15 protein-coding genes are annotated in these 16,862 nt (G+C 61.3%); 3 read left to right on the top strand and 12 right to left on the bottom strand.

Features of this window, described 5'->3' with window-relative positions; all coding sequences use genetic code 11:
- Nucleotides 1-7: 7 nt before the first annotated feature.
- A complete protein-coding gene (gene pyrC, locus GH665_RS02180) occupies nucleotides 8-1,087 on the bottom strand; it encodes a dihydroorotase (protein WP_153134484.1) in 1,080 nt (359 codons plus the stop codon).
- 189 nt (nucleotides 1,088-1,276) lie between these two features.
- On the opposite strand from pyrC, the gene GH665_RS02175 reads away from it, so the two are divergent.
- Nucleotides 1,277-2,209, top strand: coding sequence for a class II glutamine amidotransferase (locus GH665_RS02175; protein WP_153134483.1), 933 nt, complete (start codon nucleotides 1,277-1,279; stop codon nucleotides 2,207-2,209).
- 92 nt (nucleotides 2,210-2,301) lie between these two features.
- Here the strand turns inward: GH665_RS02175 and GH665_RS02170 are convergent, their stop codons facing one another.
- The 6 genes from GH665_RS02170 to GH665_RS02145 form a co-directional block, all read right to left on the bottom strand.
- Entirely contained in the window at nucleotides 2,302-3,027 is a 726-nt protein-coding gene (locus GH665_RS02170) for an amino acid ABC transporter ATP-binding protein (RefSeq protein ID WP_153134482.1), read from the bottom strand.
- The gene (gene gltK / locus GH665_RS02165) at nucleotides 3,024-3,701 is read right to left on the bottom strand and encodes a glutamate/aspartate ABC transporter permease GltK (RefSeq protein ID WP_153134481.1); all 678 of its coding nucleotides are present in this window, start codon (nucleotides 3,699-3,701) and stop codon (nucleotides 3,024-3,026) included. The genes GH665_RS02170 and gltK overlap by 4 nt, the downstream gene beginning before the upstream one ends.
- Nucleotides 3,701-4,441, bottom strand: coding sequence for an amino acid ABC transporter permease (locus GH665_RS02160; RefSeq protein WP_028196396.1), 741 nt, complete (start codon nucleotides 4,439-4,441; stop codon nucleotides 3,701-3,703). The genes gltK and GH665_RS02160 overlap by 1 nt, the downstream gene beginning before the upstream one ends.
- Before the next feature lie 82 nt (nucleotides 4,442-4,523).
- The gene (locus GH665_RS02155; protein ID WP_028196397.1) at nucleotides 4,524-5,417 is read right to left on the bottom strand and encodes a glutamate/aspartate ABC transporter substrate-binding protein; all 894 of its coding nucleotides are present in this window, start codon (nucleotides 5,415-5,417) and stop codon (nucleotides 4,524-4,526) included.
- A 299-nt stretch (nucleotides 5,418-5,716) separates the two neighbouring features.
- The gene (locus tag GH665_RS02150) at nucleotides 5,717-7,030 is read right to left on the bottom strand and encodes a Glu/Leu/Phe/Val family dehydrogenase (protein ID WP_153134480.1); all 1,314 of its coding nucleotides are present in this window, start codon (nucleotides 7,028-7,030) and stop codon (nucleotides 5,717-5,719) included.
- Nucleotides 7,031-7,168: 138 nt separating this feature from the next.
- Nucleotides 7,169-8,131 carry a LysR family transcriptional regulator gene (locus tag GH665_RS02145; protein WP_153134479.1) on the bottom strand — a complete coding sequence of 321 codons (963 nt, stop codon included), beginning with the start codon at nucleotides 8,129-8,131 and terminating at the stop codon, nucleotides 7,169-7,171.
- Nucleotides 8,132-8,442: 311 nt separating this feature from the next.
- On the opposite strand from GH665_RS02145, the gene purB reads away from it, so the two are divergent.
- Nucleotides 8,443-9,831 carry an adenylosuccinate lyase gene (purB, locus tag GH665_RS02140; RefSeq protein WP_153134478.1) on the top strand — a complete coding sequence of 463 codons (1,389 nt, stop codon included), beginning with the start codon at nucleotides 8,443-8,445 and terminating at the stop codon, nucleotides 9,829-9,831.
- A gap of 100 nt (nucleotides 9,832-9,931) precedes the next feature.
- Here the strand turns inward: purB and GH665_RS02135 are convergent, their stop codons facing one another.
- From GH665_RS02135 to edd, 5 genes are all read right to left on the bottom strand, one after another.
- Nucleotides 9,932-10,690, bottom strand: a complete 759-nt coding sequence (locus GH665_RS02135) for a class I SAM-dependent methyltransferase (RefSeq protein ID WP_167530894.1) — start codon at nucleotides 10,688-10,690, stop codon at nucleotides 9,932-9,934.
- A gap of 204 nt (nucleotides 10,691-10,894) precedes the next feature.
- Nucleotides 10,895-11,398, bottom strand: coding sequence for a gluconokinase (locus GH665_RS02130; protein WP_153134476.1), 504 nt, complete (start codon nucleotides 11,396-11,398; stop codon nucleotides 10,895-10,897).
- Between the two features lie 10 nt (nucleotides 11,399-11,408).
- Entirely contained in the window at nucleotides 11,409-12,773 is a 1,365-nt protein-coding gene (locus GH665_RS02125; protein ID WP_153134475.1) for a GntP family permease, read from the bottom strand.
- A gap of 251 nt (nucleotides 12,774-13,024) precedes the next feature.
- Entirely contained in the window at nucleotides 13,025-13,666 is a 642-nt protein-coding gene (eda, locus tag GH665_RS02120) for a bifunctional 4-hydroxy-2-oxoglutarate aldolase/2-dehydro-3-deoxy-phosphogluconate aldolase (RefSeq protein ID WP_153134474.1), read from the bottom strand.
- A gap of 26 nt (nucleotides 13,667-13,692) precedes the next feature.
- The gene (gene edd, locus GH665_RS02115) at nucleotides 13,693-15,609 is read right to left on the bottom strand and encodes a phosphogluconate dehydratase (protein ID WP_153134473.1); all 1,917 of its coding nucleotides are present in this window, start codon (nucleotides 15,607-15,609) and stop codon (nucleotides 13,693-13,695) included.
- Between the two features lie 291 nt (nucleotides 15,610-15,900).
- Between edd and GH665_RS02110 the strand changes: the two genes are divergently transcribed.
- Nucleotides 15,901-16,746 (top strand): MurR/RpiR family transcriptional regulator, encoded by an 846-nt coding sequence (locus GH665_RS02110; protein ID WP_153134472.1) that lies wholly within the window; start codon nucleotides 15,901-15,903, stop codon nucleotides 16,744-16,746.
- Nucleotides 16,747-16,862: the final 116 nt, after the last annotated feature.

Raw genomic sequence — 16,862 nt, 5'->3', positions numbered from 1 at the left:
CGCAAGCTCAAACGAGCCGCCAGCCAATCGACTCGCCGCCACGCAGCGGTACCACGGGCGTGTCGCCAACCGGCAATTCAGCCGGCAGCGTCCATTCCTCACGACGCAGCGTGACCTTCTCTTCGCTGCGCGGCAGACCATAAAAATCCGCGCCGAAGAAGCTGGCGAAGCCTTCAAGCTTGTCCAGCGCGCCGGCTTTGTCGAAGGCTTCCGTATAGAGCTCAAGCGCATGCAGCGCCGTGTAGCAACCTGCACAGCCGCAGGCGTGTTCCTTCAAACCCTTCGGATGCGGCGCGCTATCGGTGCCGAGGAAGAAGCGCGGATTGCCCGAGGTCGCCGCATCGACTAGCGCCACGCGATGCGTCTCACGCTTCAACACCGGCAGGCAGTAGTAATGCGGACGGATGCCGCCCTGGAAGATCGCGTTGCGGTTGTACAGCAGGTGATGCGCGGTGATCGTCGCGCCCAGCAGCCCCGGCGCCACGCCGGCTTCACGGATGTAGTCGACGGCATCCTTCGTGGTGATGTGCTCGAACACTACTTTCAGCGCCGGAAACGCGCGGCGCAGCGGCGTCATCACGCGGTCGATAAACACCTTCTCGCGGTCGAACAGGTCGATCGACGAATCCGTCACTTCGCCGTGCACCAGCAGCGGCATACCGGTTTCCTGCATCACCTCGAGCGTTTTGGCGCACTTCATGATGTCGGTGACGCCCGCGTCCGAGTTCGTGGTCGCGCCCGCCGGGTACAGCTTCACGCCATGCACGAAGCCGCTTTCACGCGCGCGGCGGATTTCGTCGGGCGGCGTGTTGTCGGTCAGGTACAGCGTCATCAACGGTTCGAACTTCGCCCCGGCCGGGATCGCGGCGACGATGCGCTCGCGGTACGCCTGCGCCATCGCGGTCGTGGTGACCGGCGGCTTCAGGTTAGGCATGATGATCGCGCGGCCGAACTGGCGCGCGGTGTCCGGCAGCACCGCAGCGAGCATCTCGCCGTCGCGAACGTGCAGGTGCCAGTCGTCCGGGCGGGCGAGCGTAACGGAGTCGATGGAGTCGACGGAATCGAGAGGAGCGTTGGAAGCGGTCATGGCGAGAAGGGGGCGAGATTCGGCGGCAAAAAAGCAGATCAGCATGCTCAAAGCGGTACAAATCACAGCAAATCGCAGCGCTAGGACCTAAACACACGTCAATTTTGCTATTTGGCGCTTCTGGCTCGGTGATATGCTTGGAAAATCATCATTGTAACGGCTCGCCCCGTTCACAGGCTTACCTGCAACATGTGCCAACTTCTCGGAATGAACTGCGCCGCGCCAACGGACGTCACGTTCTCGTTCACCGGCTTTGCGGCGCGCGGCGGCGTCACCGATCACCACGCAGACGGCTGGGGCATCGCCTTCTTCGAAGATAAAGCCTGCCGCCTGTTCATCGACCATCAATCTTCGGCAACCTCGCCGATCGCCGAGATGGTCAAGCGCTACCCGATCAAATCGAAGAACACGATCGCGCATATTCGCAAAGCGACGCAAGGGCACATCCTGCTCGAAAATTGCCATCCGTTCATGCGCGAACTGTGGGGGCGCCACTGGATCTTCGCCCACAACGGCGATCTGAAAGACTACTCGCCGGCGCTGACCGGCGTCTATCAACCGGTCGGCACAACCGATAGCGAGCTTGCGTTCTGCGCGCTGCTGCAAGGCTTACGCAAGGCTTTTCCGGGCTGCCAGCCGCCGCTGGAAGAACTGTTCGCGGCGCTCGAAACGCTCACGCGCGAGATCACGCAATTCGGCGTGTTCAATTTTCTGATGTCGAACGGCCAGGCGTTGTTCGCGCATTGCTCGACACATCTGCATTACATTGTGCGGCGCTGGCCGTTTTCGACCGCGCACCTGGTCGATGCGGACGTGTCGATCGATTTCGCCAAATACACCACGCCGGAAGACCGCGTCGCCGTAATCGCGACCAAGCCGCTGACCGATAACGAAGTGTGGTCCGCCTTCAACCCGGGCGATCTGTTGATGTTCCAGCACGGCGAAGTGATTGGCCGGGTCAACGTACCGGTGCCGGCTTCGGTGCTGGAGAAGCTGCGCAATCCGGCGCTGGACGCGTCGGCTTCGGCAACCACGATCGCGGCTTCGGTCGAGATAATGGCGACAGGCGCGGCCGAGCTTGACCTTGAAGCCGCGGACGATACCGCCGCGTTCGAGTCCTGATCCTAAATTGATACAAAAAAAGCCGCCTCTTCCGAAGCGGCTTTTTTTCTGCCCAGACCACGCCAACTAATCGACGTGACCTAGCAACAAGCTCAGTGCAGGATCTTCGCCAGAAAGTCTTTCGCGCGATCCGACTTCGGATTCGCGAAGAAATCTTCCTTCTTGTCGTCTTCCACGATCAAACCCTTGTCCATGAAGATCACGCGGTGCGCGACCTTCCTGGCAAAGCCCATTTCGTGCGTGACGCACATCATCGTCATGCCTTCCTGTGCGAGTTCGACCATCACGTCGAGCACTTCGTTGATCATTTCCGGATCGAGAGCGGAAGTCGGTTCGTCGAACAGCATCGCGATCGGGTCCATCGACAATGCGCGCGCAATCGCCACACGCTGCTGCTGACCACCCGACAACTGCCCAGGAAACTTATCCGCATGCGCGCGCAGACCGACGCGATCGAGCAGCTTCAGCCCCTTCGCCGTAGCTTCGTCTTTCGAGCGGCCGAGCACCTTGATTTGTGCCAGCGTGAGATTCTCGACAATCGACAGATGCGGGAACAGCTCGAAGTGCTGGAATACCATGCCGACCTTCGCACGCAGCTTCGACAGATTGGTTTTCTTATCGGTCAGCGATTGACCGTTGATGACGATCTCACCCTTCTGGAACGGCTCGAGGCCGTTGACGGTTTTGATCAGAGTGGACTTGCCCGAGCCAGACGGCCCGCACACCACCACCACTTCACCTTTTTTGACTTCCGTCGTGCAGTCGGTCAGCACTTGAAACTGACCGTACCACTTCGAAACATTCTTGATAGAGATCATCTTGCGACCTTTTTCTGAAGACCTTTGACGAGGCTCGACGCGATCACGCAGACCACGAAATAACACGCGCCCGCGAACAGTACCATTTCGACATTCGTACCGTCACGGTCGCCAATATTCGTGGCGGTGCGGAAGAAGTCGGCGAGGCTGATCACGTAGACGAGCGACGTATCCTGAAACAGCACGATACCTTGCGTAAGCAGCAGCGGCACCATCGCGCGGAACGCCTGCGGCAGCACGATGAGGCGCATTGCCTGCGGGTAGCTCATGCCGAGCGCAAACGCGGCATTGACCTGCCCGCGCGGCACTGCCTGAATGCCGGCGCGGATGATCTCCGAATAGTACGCAGCCTCGAACAGCGAGAAAGCGACCATTGCCGAAGCCAGCCGGATGTCGATATCCGGCGACAAACCCAGCACGTTCTGCAGCACCTGCGGCACGATCAGGAAGAACCACAGCAGCACCATCACCAGCGGGATCGAACGGAAAATCGTGACGTAAGCCTTCGCGAACCATGCGAACGGCTTGAACGGCGAGAGCCGCATGATCGCGAGAATCGTGCCCCAGATAATGCCGATCACGATCGCGATCAGCGTGATCTTGATGGTGACGATAGCGCCGGTCCATAGCGTAGGCAGTGCGCCCGGAATACCGCTCCAGTCGAAATGATGCATCACTTACCTCCGATATAGCCGGGCAACCGGGACTTGTGCTCGACCCAGCGCATCAGTTGCATCACGACCAGGTTGATCAGCACATAGGCCAGCGTGACCGCAATGAACGACTCATACGTCTGCGACGTGTAGTCGACCAGTTGCCGCGCCTGCGCGGACAGGTCCAGCAGACCGATGGTCGACGCAACCGCCGAGTTCTTGAAGATGTTCAGAAACTCGGACGTAAGCGGCGGCACGATGATCCGGTACGCCACCGGCAGCAGCACGTAGCGATACGTCTGCCATTGCGTGAACCCCATGGCCAGACCCGCGGCGCGCTGGCCCTTCGGCAGCGCGTTGATGCCCGAGCGAACCTGCTCGCAGACGCGCGCGGCAGTGAACAGCCCAAGACAGAGGATCGACGACGAGAAGAACTGCGCGCCCGGCGGCAGTTGCTTGAACCAGTTGCCGATCGACACCGGCAGCAACTCCGGTATCACCAGATACCAGATGAAGAACTGCACGATGAGGGGGATGTTGCGGAAAATCGCGACATACAGCGTGCCGATACCTGACGCCCATTTGTTCGGCACCGTGCGCAGCACACCGAAAAACGAGCCGACGATCAGCGCGATCACCCATGCCGACAGCGACACGGTAATCGTCACCCAGAAGCCGGACATCAGCCAGCCCAGATAAGTGGTCGGCTCGCCGGTGGAGACGGGACTCAGCAGTATGCCCCAGTTCCAGTGATATGACATGACCAAGACTCCAGCAAAAAGAAACGGAAGAAGCGCGTGGCCCCTTCCGTTTCGTTCAGCGTTTCAAAAAAACGGCTAAGGTTTAATCGATTGCCTTGTCATTCGGGCTCTTGAAGAGCGCCTTCATGTCGTCGCTTTCCGGGAAGTTCAGGTTCAGGCCCTTCGGCGGAATCGGCGATTCGAACCACTTCTTGTAGATCTGATCGGCTTCGCCCGAAGTTTCGACCTTCGCGATCGCGTCGTCCACCACCTTCTTGAATTCCGGATCGTTCTTGCGAATCATGCAGCCGTAAGCTTCATGCGATTGCGGCGTGCCGACGATCACGAAATCGCCCGGGTTGTTCGACTTGGCGCGCTCGCCTGCGAGCAGCGCGTCGTCCATCATGAATGCGGCAGCGCGGCCGGTGGAGAGCGTCAGGAACGACTCGCCGTGGTCTTTCGCGCTGATGATGTTCATGCCCATGCTCTTGTCCTGATTCATCTTGCGAAGCAGGCGCTCGGACGTCGTACCGGCGGTGGTCACGACTGTCTTGCCCTTCAGGTCGGCCCAGTCCTTGATGCCGGAGTCTTTCTTGGTCATCAGGCGCGTACCGATCACGAAGATCGTGTTCGAGAAGGCAGCCTGTTGCTGGCGCTCGGCGTTATTCGTGGTCGAGCCGCATTCCATGTCGACGGTGCCGTTCTGCACCAGCGGAATCCGGTTTTGCGACGTGACAGGCGTCAGCTTGACCTTCAGGTTCGGCATATTCAGCTTCTGCTTGACCGCCTCAACCACCTTCAGCGCGAATTCTTGCGAGTAGCCGATGACATTCTGCTTGTCGTCGTAATACGAGAACGGGATCGACGATTCGCGGTGGCCCAGCGAAATGACACCCGTGTCCTTGATTTTTTTCAGCGTACCAGCGTCTTGCGCGTGCGCGCCGACCGTGAACAGTCCGAGAGTCGCGAGCAGCAGCGCAGCTTTTTTAACCTTCATGTGGTGATCTCCTTGGCAAGAACCGGCGCCAGTTTAGCAAAGTAATTATTCTGAAAGTATTGCTATAAACCATGTTGTTGTGTGTCGCCCAAAGCGCTTGCGCGTCGGCGCGCCGTTACGCGGCTTGTCGCTCCAGGCGGCGCTTCCGGGACGGTCGGTCAACCTTTCCGGACATACGAAGGCGGGCGGCATCGATACGATGCCGCCCGCCGGGTCGAACACGCGGTCTTTTGAACCGCGTTGAAGCAAGGATCGGTCAGGCCCGCGAGGTAGCGGACCCGCCGTTTCACGCAATCAGATCAGGGGTACAGGCCGCGCAGTTCGCGCGCTTCGAGGATCCGCTTACACGCAACGATAAACGCCGCGGTCCGCACGGACACCTTCTGTTCGCTCGACACTTGCCATACGGCGGCAAATGCTTCGCGCATCACGCGCTCGAGACGCTGGTTGATCTCGTCTTCAGTCCAGAAGAAGCTCGAGAAGTCTTGCACCCACTCGAAGTACGACACCGTCACGCCGCCGGCATTGGCCACCACGTCCGGAATCACCAGGATGCCGCGGTCGTGCAGAATATCGTCCGCTGCCGTGGTGGTCGGGCCGTTGGCGCCTTCCACGACGATCTTCGTCTTGATCTTGCCGGCGTTCTGTTCGGTGATCTGGTTTTCCAGCGCGGCCGGAATCAGGATGTCCGATTCGACCGTCCAGAATTCTTCGTTCGTGACTGCATCGGCTTCCGGGAAACCGCCCACGCCGCCGTTCTTCGCCACGTAATCCGCCAGCGCGACCGCGTCGATACCGGTCGACTTGTACAGCGAGCCGGTGTGATCCTGCACCGCCACCAGCTTCGAACCCGCTTCCTGGAACAGACGCGCGGCAATGCCGCCCACGTTGCCGAAGCCCTGCACGGCAATACGCGCGCCTTCAATGTCGACGCCGATGCGGCGCGCCGCTTCGGAAGCCACCACGAACACGCCGCGGCCCGTCGCTTCACGACGGCCCAGCGAACCGCCCAGCGCGATCGGCTTGCCGGTCACGACGCCCGTCGCCGTTTGGCCCTGGTTCATGGAGTACGTGTCCATCATCCACGCCATGATCTGCTCGTTCGTGTTCACGTCCGGCGCGGGGATGTCGGTGTTCGGTCCGATGATGATGCCGATTTCGCTCGTGTAGCGGCGCGTCACGCGCTCCAGCTCGCCACGCGACAAGGTGCGCGGGTCGACACGAATACCGCCCTTCGCGCCGCCGTACGGCACGTTCACAGCCGCGTTCTTCACCGACATCCACGCCGACAGCGCCATCACTTCCGAAAGCGTCACGTCCTGGTGATAGCGCACGCCGCCCTTACCCGGACCGCGCGACACGTTGTGCTGCACGCGATAGCCCTCGAAGTGCGCCACCGTGCCGTTATCGAGTTCGATAGGCACGTCGACGATCAGAATGCGCTTCGGGCGCTTCAGGGTTTCGAGCCAGCGGGACAGGGAGCCGAGGTACGGCGCGACGCGGTCGACCTGACGCAGGTAGTTGCCCCACGGGCCGAGGTCGTCTTTATTGAGGTAGGAAGGAACGGACTGCAACGTTGATGCGGATTGTGCGGCTTGTTGCTGGGATGACATGAACGCTCCGGCGTTGATCGAATAACAGCATTGTCGAAAAACGCCGTTTTGAAATCCAATGCCGTTTCCTTATCCGGTTATGTTTTTTTTGCATAACCATCAAGAAGCCGCAAATTCACGTCGTGGGGACGCAGGTTTTCAGGTAGCACCCGTGCCCTGCGCCAACTCCTCCGACACCACATCCCACAACTGCCGCACGAGTATCTGCCGCGCATCGTCGCCTTTCGCAGCCAGCTTGTCGCGATAGAGGCGAATCTCCATGGTCAGCGTGAGCTGCCCCTCGGGCGTGCCACGCATGGCGCGATCGAGGCGAATCAGCTTGCCGTCGGCAACCGCGTCTTCCACCGCGCTGTAGGGCAGAAAGGCGATGCCGTGACCGGCCAGCGCCATTGCCTTGAGCCCTTCGGCCATGTCGGTTTCGTACAGCCGGTCGAGATAGAGACGCTCTGGCGCATTGGCGAGGATCACTTCGGTCATCCGGCCCAGGTACGCGTTCGGTGTGTAGGTCAGATAGGGCGTCGGGTTCTGCGCCGTGCCCGGCAGCGTGTGTCGCGGCCGGCCGGCGCGGCCTGGCGCCGAGAATGGACTGATCGGCTCGTTGCCGAGCGTGAGCATGTCGTAGCGTGCCGGATCGAGGGCGATGGGGTGGCTCGGATGGTGATAGGCCATCATCAGATCGCAGCCGCCTTCCACCAGCGCCAGCGCCGCATCGTGCACGTTCAGCGCCCGCAGCCGGGTATGGATCGGGCCCATTTGAGCCTCGATGCGTTGCAGCCAGCGCGGAAAGTACGTGAGCGACAGCGTGTGCGGCACCGCGAACTCGATGGTCGCTTGCGGCGTCGCCGTGTGTCCGCGCAGCAGAGCACGCGCCTCGTGGAACTGCGACAGCATGGCGAGCGCCTGCTCGTAGAACACCTGTCCCGCTGCCGTCAGCCGCGTCGGGTACACCGAACGATCAATCAGTTCCGTGCCGAGCCACGCTTCCAGTGCCTGAATCCGTCGCGAAAACGCCGGCTGCGTAACGTGGCGCGATTCGGCCGAGCGGCTGAAACTACGCGTTTCCGCGAGCGAAACGAAGTCTTCGAGCCATTTCAGTTCCATGCGAAGCCTGCTGCCAGCGGAAGGGAAGAAGTCAGCATTCTAGCCGCGCGGCCAGGGCGCGGGGTTCCGCGCCAGGCTTGCACTGAACTCACCTGTAAAGATTGCCCGGAATTCTGCCGGCCGGAACGGCAAGCGAGGCGCCGACGCCCCGTACCGGTCCCAATCCCTTCCGATCACCACCGGCAAAGCCGCCAACTTCGGGCCGCGCGCCGCACAGTGGTAAAATTCGCGCTTCCCTCCGTTCCAGAACCGGTCATTGAGCGCCCCCCGAACGCTCAACGCCCCAATCAGCCACAACTCGCGCCTCCACCATGTCCGACACCCGCCCCGACACCCTGTTCGCGCTGAACGCGCTCTCCCCGCTCGACGGCCGTTACGCCTCGAAGACCGAAGCCCTGCGCGACTGGCTCTCGGAAGCCGCGTTCATGCGCAATCGCGTCACGGTCGAAATCCACTGGCTGATTGCGCTCTCGCACGCCGGTTTCGCCGAAGTGCCGCGCTTTTCCGAAGCGTCAGAACAATTCCTGCTGCAACTGGCCGAGCGTTTCACCGCTCACGACGCCGCGCGCATCAAGGACATCGAACGCGTAACGAATCACGACGTGAAAGCCGTCGAATACTGGCTGAAGGAATCGGTCAAGGGTCAGGAAGAACTGGAACGCGCCAGCGAGTTCATCCATTTCGCCTGCACCTCGGAAGACATCAACAACACGTCACACGGCCTGATGCTGGCGGGCGCACGCGAACACGTGATCCTGCCGGCGCTGCGCTCGGTGCACCAACGCCTCGTGGCGCTGGCGCACGCGCAAGCCGAACAGCCGATGCTGTCCCGCACGCACGGCCAGCCGGCCAGCCCCACCACGCTCGGCAAGGAAATCGCGAACGTCGCCGCGCGTCTGGAACGTGCGATCGAGCGCATCGCGAAGGTCGAACTGCTGGGCAAGATGAACGGCGCGGTCGGCAACTTCAATGCGCATCTGTCCGCGTATCCGGAATTCGACTGGGAAGCGTTCTCGCGCGAAGTAGTGGAGAAGCGTCTGAAGCTCACGTTCAATCCGTACACGATCCAGATCGAGCCGCACGACTACATGGCTGAGCTGTTCGACGCCGTGTCGCGCGCCAACACGATCCTGCTGGACCTGGACCGCGACGTGTGGGGCTACATCTCCGTCGGTTACTTCAAGCAACGCACGAAGGCCGGCGAAATCGGTTCGTCCACGATGCCGCACAAGGTCAATCCGATCGATTTCGAAAACTCGGAAGGCAACCTCGGTCTCGCCAACGCCACGCTGCGCCACCTCGCCGACAAGCTGCCGATTTCGCGCTGGCAGCGTGACCTGACCGACTCGACGGTGCTGCGCAATATCGGCGTCGCGTTCGGCTACTCGCTGCTTGCGTACGACTCGCTGATCCGCGGTCTGGACAAGCTTGAAGTGAATGCGCAGCGTCTGAACGAAGACCTCGACAACTGCTGGGAAGTGCTGGCTGAACCTGTGCAAACGGTGATGCGCCGTTACGGCATCGAGAACCCGTACGAGCAATTGAAGGAATTGACGCGCGGCAAGGGCATCACGCGTGAAGCGTTGCAAACGTTCGTGAGCGGCCTCGCGATTCCGCAAGATGCGAAGGACCGTTTGCTCGCCATGACGCCGGGTTCGTATATCGGCAAGGCTGTGGAGCTGGCCAAGCGGATCGCTTAAGGCTTAAGGCAGCACTCCGCGGCGCGGAAACCTCCCGCGCAATTAACGCCGTTCAGTTGAACACTGAACGGCGTTTTTCATTTGAGCCGCCGCAAACGGGTTAAGACAACCAGTCCGGCACTTCGCGCAAGGCGAGGTGAGTATTCTGGTCGAGGTGATGCACGCGATAGCCGAACGCCTCGAAGAGCGCATCCAGTGAGCGGCACGTGTGAATCGTGATGTGGCCGTTGCGCGGCGCAATGTACCAATGGTCCATCGCACGCGGCGGCAGCGTATCGATCGTCAAAGTTGTAAACAGCATCACGCCCTGCGGCCTGAGCTTACTGAGCGCGTTCGCAACCGTCACGCGCGGCTCAGGCGTATGTTCCAGCACTTCGAACGCCGTCACCAGGTCGAATGAGTCCGGCGACGGTTCGGTACCAGCTTGCTCCATCGGATCCCAACTGTGGGCATCCACGCCACGTTCACGCAACAACGCGGCCAGCCGCCCATTGCCGCCGCCGTAGTCGAGACATTTGAGCCCGTCGCCCCGCGCGACCATATTCGCAATCGCCATTGCATTGGCTGCGGGACGGGCCGCGATATAGTCGGGATCGACGTCTGCATAAGCGGCGTTGTAAATGTGCCTCGCGAACGCATGCTTGCTCCATCGATCAAACGCATGCGTGAAAACCAGCCCGCATTCGCCGCAGCGGTGGTAGTAAATCGGGATCGCGGCAAGCGGCAAGAAATGGCCGCGGCGTTCTTCGCAGTTCTTGTTGAAGTCGACCACGCCGCAAAGCGGCGCCGTGCCCCGGCAAATCTTGCAGCTTGAAATGCTTGCGACTGGGTCGAGCCTGTCGCCCTCGATGTGCACCATGTTCACCGCCTTTGAGTTTCGATCCGTCAGAAAGACTGCGATTGGATCAAAGCGCGGAAAACAAGAGAATCGGACACATCCCAAAGCACACCGCTTCCTGAGTGAAACGTCGGTGCGCATGCACAAACCACATCGCGCTCAAATTGAAACGACCCGGCCACTTGCGCGGCCGGGTCGTCGATCTGCAGCGTCAGCCGTGAAGCCTTAGCGCACTGCCAGTTGCCTCAATACCTCGTCGACGATCTGTTCCGGCGACAGTTCGATACTGACCGTGATCGCCTCCTCCGGACCCGGCTCCTCGAGCGTATCGAGCTGGCTTTGCAGCAGGGAAGGATCGAAGAAGTGACCGGTACGCGTCGTCAACCGCTCGCGCAGCACTTCAAACGAGCCCTTCAGATAAACGAAGCAAACACCTTTGTCGCCATTACTACCGCCGCGCAACACGTCGCGATACGAACGCTTCAGCGACGAACACGTGAACACCGCCTTCTCGCCAGCCCTCTGCTTCTCTTCGATCGCCGCACGGATGGTTTGCAACCACGGCCAACGGTCTTCGTCGGTAAGCGGAATGCCGTGGTGCATTTTCTCTTTGTTGGCAGCGCTGTGAAACGCGTCGCCGTCAGTGAACGCGCAGTGCAGGCGCTCCGCCAGCATTTCACCAATCCTCGTTTTGCCGGCGCCCGACACGCCCATTGCGATCAGAATCATCAAAAACTCCTTACACGACCGTCGCGAGCGCGAAAGTCAAACCCAAGCCCATCAGCGAAATGATCGTTTCGAGGAGCGACCAGGTCTTGAAGGTCTGCCCCACTGTCATACCAAAGTATTCCTTGATCAGCCAGAAACCGCCGTCGTTCACATGCGAGAAAATCAGCGAGCCCGAACCAGTGGCGAGCACCAGCAATTCCGGCGTGACCTGCACACCGCTAGCCGAGGCGATCGGCGCGACGATGCCGCAGGCGGTTGTCATCGCCACGGTCGCCGAGCCCGTAGCCAGACGAATCAGCGCGGCCACCAGCCAGCCGAACAGCAGCGGCGACAGATGCATGGCCGTTGCGACGTTGACGATTTCCTTCGAGATGCCGCTGTCCATCAGCACACGCCCGAAACCGCCGCCCGCGCCCACGATCAGCGTGATGCCTGCGATCGGCGCCAGACATTCGCCGCAGAACTTCTGAATCTGCTCACGATTGAAGCCGCGGCTCGCGCCGAAGGTCCAGAAACTGACCAGCACGGCGATCAATAGCGCGACGTCCGAGTTGCCGACGAAACGCAGCAGGTCGTTCGCGAGGGTTTTCGGCTCGAACACGAGATCGGCCCAACTGCCGATCAGCATCAGAATCACCGGCAGCAGGATCGTGAACAGCGTGATGCCGAAACCCGGCAGTTCGCGCGCTTCCTTTTGCTTGCTGGCCTCGCCTAGAAACTGCGCGGAAAGTGGATTGTTTTCCGGCAGCTTGATGTAACGGCTGATCAGCAGCGAAAACAACGGACCGGCGACGATTGCCGTCGGCACGCCCACGATCAGACCGTACGCAATGGTCTTGCCGATGTCAGCGTGATACGCCTGCACCGCCAGCATTGCAGCGGGGTGCGGCGGAATCAGACCGTGCACGACGGACAGACCCGCGACCATCGGCAAGCCGATCAGTAGCAACGATTTGTTGGTGCGTTTGGCGACGTTGAACGCGATCGGAATCAGCAGCACGAAACCGACTTCAAAAAACACCGGCAAGCCGACGATGATCGCCACGACCATCATCGCCCAGTGAATGTGCTTCTCGCCGAACTTGTCGATCAGCGTGGTCGCGATACGCTCCGCGCCGCCCGATTCGGCCATCATTTTGCCGAGCATCGTGCCGAGGCCAACCACGATCGCAATGTGGCCGAGCGTGTTGCCGTTGCCGGTTTCGAATGATTTGACGATCGTGCCGATCGGCATGCCGGATGCGAGACCCAGCAGCAGCGAAACGATGATCAGGACGAGGAACGGATAAACCTTGTAGCGGGTGATCAGCAGGATCAGAAGTGCGATGGCGATCACCGCGAAGACCAGCAGCGTGCTGCCGTGGACAGCTTCCATGAAGCTCCTCCTTTGCGTTATTGATGTCGGTGCGGAACACGGCCGGCACCTGTCTCACGGCGACCTGCAGCGGTGCCAGAAAACCCGGCAAGCCGCGCGGACGCTGAATTTTACTGTTTGTTGCAGCTAAACGCGTGCGAATCCGGCGCACATATCGAAAAGAGCCTCGCCGCGACAACCTGACAGGCTGCTTCGACGAGGCTCTTTTTCCTGGAGCCAGGTTACCGGACTAAAGTACGGACCGCTTCAATTCAATGGGCAGGTGCAGCCAACTGGCTTGCGGCACGCGCGAGACGCGTGACTTCGTCCCAGTTCTGCGCGGCGAGCGCGGCTTTCGGCGTCAACCACGAGCCGCCGACACACACCACGTTTGGCAGTGCGAGGAAGTTAGGGGCCGTTTCGGCGGTAATGCCGCCGGTCGGGCAGAACTTCAGTGCCGGGAACGGTCCATGAAATGCCTGCAGCATCGGCACGCCACCGGCCTGCTGCGCCGGGAAGAACTTGACGATCTCGTAGCCGAGTTCGAGCGCGGCGATGATGTCGGACGGCGTCATCACGCCCGGCAGCAGCGGCAAACCCGCATCCTGCGCAGCCTTGTGCATGTCTTTCGTGAGGCCGGGCGAAACGCCGAACTGCGCGCCGGCCTTCTTTGCCTGAGCGCAGTGCTCGGGCTTCGTGATCGTGCCGACGCCGACCACGATGTCTTCCGCCAGTTGGCTCGCGCGTTCGATCGCTTCCAGACCGGCTGCGGTGCGCAGCGTGATTTCCAGCACTTTTACGCCACCCGCGTGCAAGGCGCGCGACACGTGCACACCCTGCTCGACCGAATCGAACGCGAGCACCGGAATCACCGGGCCGAGGCGCACAATCTCGCTTACTGTTTTCGACGTCATAGTCAGACTCCTTATTTCTGCAGCGTTTAGCTGGCTTGCGTGGTGCTTGTATGTGCTTTGCTGTGTGCTTCGGTACGTGCCTGGGCCGGCTCACCGTGGTGCAGCGCGCGCTCGCCCACCATCGGACCGAATACCGAGGCACCGAGCTCCGCCGGCGCCGCCGCCGCGCGAAACACGCCGAACAGTTCACGGCCGAAACCAACTTCGTTTTCCGCCTGATGCTGCGGCACCGCTTCCGGCCGCGCCGCCCATTCGGCTGCGTCGATCTCGATGTCGAGCACGCCGGCGTCCGCGTCGATCACCAGCATGTCGCCCGTGCGAACCTTGCCGATCGGGCCTTGCAGCAACGCTTCCGGCGACAGATGAATCACCGCCGGCACCTTGCCCGAAGCGCCCGACATGCGGCCGTCGGTCACCAGCGCGACATGGAAACCCTGATCCTGCAACACACCGAGCAGCGGCGTCAAACGATGCAGCTCTGGCATGCCGTTTGCGCGCGCGCCCTGGAAGCGCACCACCGCGATGAAATCGCGCTTCAGTTCGCCGTTGTCGAACGCGGCCTGCACCGCTTCCTGCGAATCGAACACGATGGCCGGCGCCTTCACCTTGCGATGCTGCGCCGCCACCGCAGAAATCTTGATCACGCCGCGACCGAGCTTGCCCTGCATCAGACGCAAGCCGCCATCCGGCTGGAACGGCTCCTTGATGCCGCGCAGCACCGCCGTGTCTTCGCTCTTGTCCGCGCCCGGCACCCATTGCAACTTGCCGTCGATCAGCTTCGGCTCTTCCGTGTAGTGCTTGAGCCCCTTGCCCGCGACAGTGTTTACGTCTTCATGCAGCAAACCGCCTTCGAGCAGATTGCGAACCAGGAACGCAACGCCGCCGGCCGCGTGGAAGTGATTCACGTCGGCTTTGCCGTTCGGGTAAATCTTCGCGAGCAGCGGCACGGCTTGCGACAACGTGTCGAAGTCGTTCCAGTCGATCACGATGCCGGCCGCCCGCGCAATCGCCACCAGGTGCAGCGTATGGTTGGTCGATCCGCCCGTTGCCAGCAACGCGACGATGCCGTTGACGACCGCTTTCTCGTCGACCACATGGCCAATCGGCGTGTAGTTGCCGCGCTCCACCGTCAGATCGAGCACGCGGCGTGCGGCCTGGGCGGTCAGCGCGTCGCGCAACGCCGTATGCGGATGCACGAAGGCTGAGCCCGGCAGATGCAGGCCCATGACTTCCATCAGCATCTGATTGCTGTTCGCCGTGCCGTAGAACGTGCAGGTGCCCTGGCTGTGATACGCCGCGGCTTCCGCTTCAAGCAGCGCGTCGCGGCCGCACTGGCCGGTGGCGAAGAGTTGGCGGGTCTTGGCTTTGTCGTCGTTCGACAGGCCGCTGCCCATCGGGCCGGCCGGCACGAAAATCGTCGGCAGATGGCCGAATTGCAGCGCGCCGATCAGCAGACCCGGCACGATCTTGTCGCAGATGCCCAGGCACAGGGCCGCGTCGAACATGTTGTGCGTGAGGGCGACCGCCGTGCTCATCGCGATCACTTCGCGCGAGAACAACGACAGTTCCATGCCCGCGTTGCCCTGCGTGACGCCGTCGCACATGGCCGGCACGCCGCCCGCGAATTGGGCGACGCCGCCGTTTTCCCGCGCGGCCTCTTTGATGATGTCCGGGTAGTTTTTGTACGGCGCGTGCGCGGACAGCATTTCGTTATACGACGACACGATGCCGATGTTCGGTTCACGAATCTGCTTGATCACGAGCTTGTCGTTGCCGACGAGACCGGCAAAACCGTGGGCCAGATTGGCGCAGGAGAGCGCGCCGCGCGCCGGAAATTTGCCTTGGGCATGCTCGATGCGCGCCAGATATGACTCGCGGGTGGGTTTGCTGCGCTCGATCACGCGTTGCGTGACCTTCAACAATTGCGAATGCGGGGAAACCATCGGAGCTCCTTCGTCGCTGGCTTGAGGCGCGCACGCACTATGCCAGGCAGGTATCGCGGGGATGTCGAATCAGTCGACGACGCAATCTTAGTAGAAAAACTACACGATCGCAACGACGATCCATGCTGCGTCACGGCATCTCGGAACAGCCTCACTTCCTTACTGGCTTTACCTTGGCGGCACAAGCACCAAAACCTAGGGAATACACCTAGCCTCTAATATGTAGTTTTTGTACCTTCTTCTGCAATCAGATATAGTCCACGCATTCTTCAGCATAGTGCGAGTTTTCCGATGATGCTGTCTCAGGTGGAAGAGATGCGCGACCAGTTGCGCCCGTCCGAGCGCAAGCTGGCCGATTACGTGATCGAAGCGCCGCGCGAGGTGCTCGATCTTTCGATGACCGAGGTGGCCGCACGCGCGGGCGTCAGCCAGCCGACCATCGCGCGGTTCTGTCATGCACTCGGATTTTCGGGTTTCCGCGAGTTCAAGATCCGGCTCGCGCAGGGAATTGCCGCGGAAGTACCGGCTGTCTATCGCGACGTGCGGCCGGACGAGCCGGCGCCGGGCGTTGCCGCGAAGGTGCTGGACCGGACCATTGGCGCGCTGATCCAGGTGCGCAACAACCTTTCTTCGGACAGCGTGGCGGCGGCGATCGAATTGCTGGCCCGCGCACGGCGAATCGAGTTTTATGGCGCGGGGGGCTCGGGCATCGCCGCGCTGGACGTGCAGCACAAGTTCTTCCGGCTGGGAATGCCGAGCGTCGCGTATTCGGACCCGCATACGTTTTTGATGTCGGCCGCATTGCTTGGAGAGGGTGACGTGGTGGTGGCGATCTCGAACACGGGCCGCACACGCGACATCGTGGACGCGGTGAAGTCCGCGCTTGCGACCGGCGCCAAGGTGATTGCAATCACGCACGGCAATTCGCCGTTGGCGCGGCTGGCTACGGTCGGCCTGTTCGCCAACGTCGACGAAGACACGGATATTTTTTCGCCGATGACCTCGCGCGTTTCGCACCTCGCGATCGGCGATATTCTGGCGGTGGGGGTCGCGCTGAGCCGGGGACCGGAGTTGGTGGAAAAAATGGCGCAGGCGAAGGAAGTGATCACCCGGCGGCGGATCGATCCAGGCGCGTAGTCGAGCTGCACCACGCGCCAGTAGCCTGGTTTGCGCGGCAACCGGCTCAGCATCTGTCTGTCGTTCTTGAATCGGCGTGCAAAACAAGACGGGCTCCCTGATGGGAGCCCGTCTTG

Origin of the sequence: Paraburkholderia agricolaris, from assembly GCF_009455635.1 — a bacterium.
Classification (GTDB): domain Bacteria; phylum Pseudomonadota; class Gammaproteobacteria; order Burkholderiales; family Burkholderiaceae; genus Paraburkholderia; species Paraburkholderia agricolaris.
This window is presented reverse-complemented; position numbering and strand designations above follow the sequence as displayed.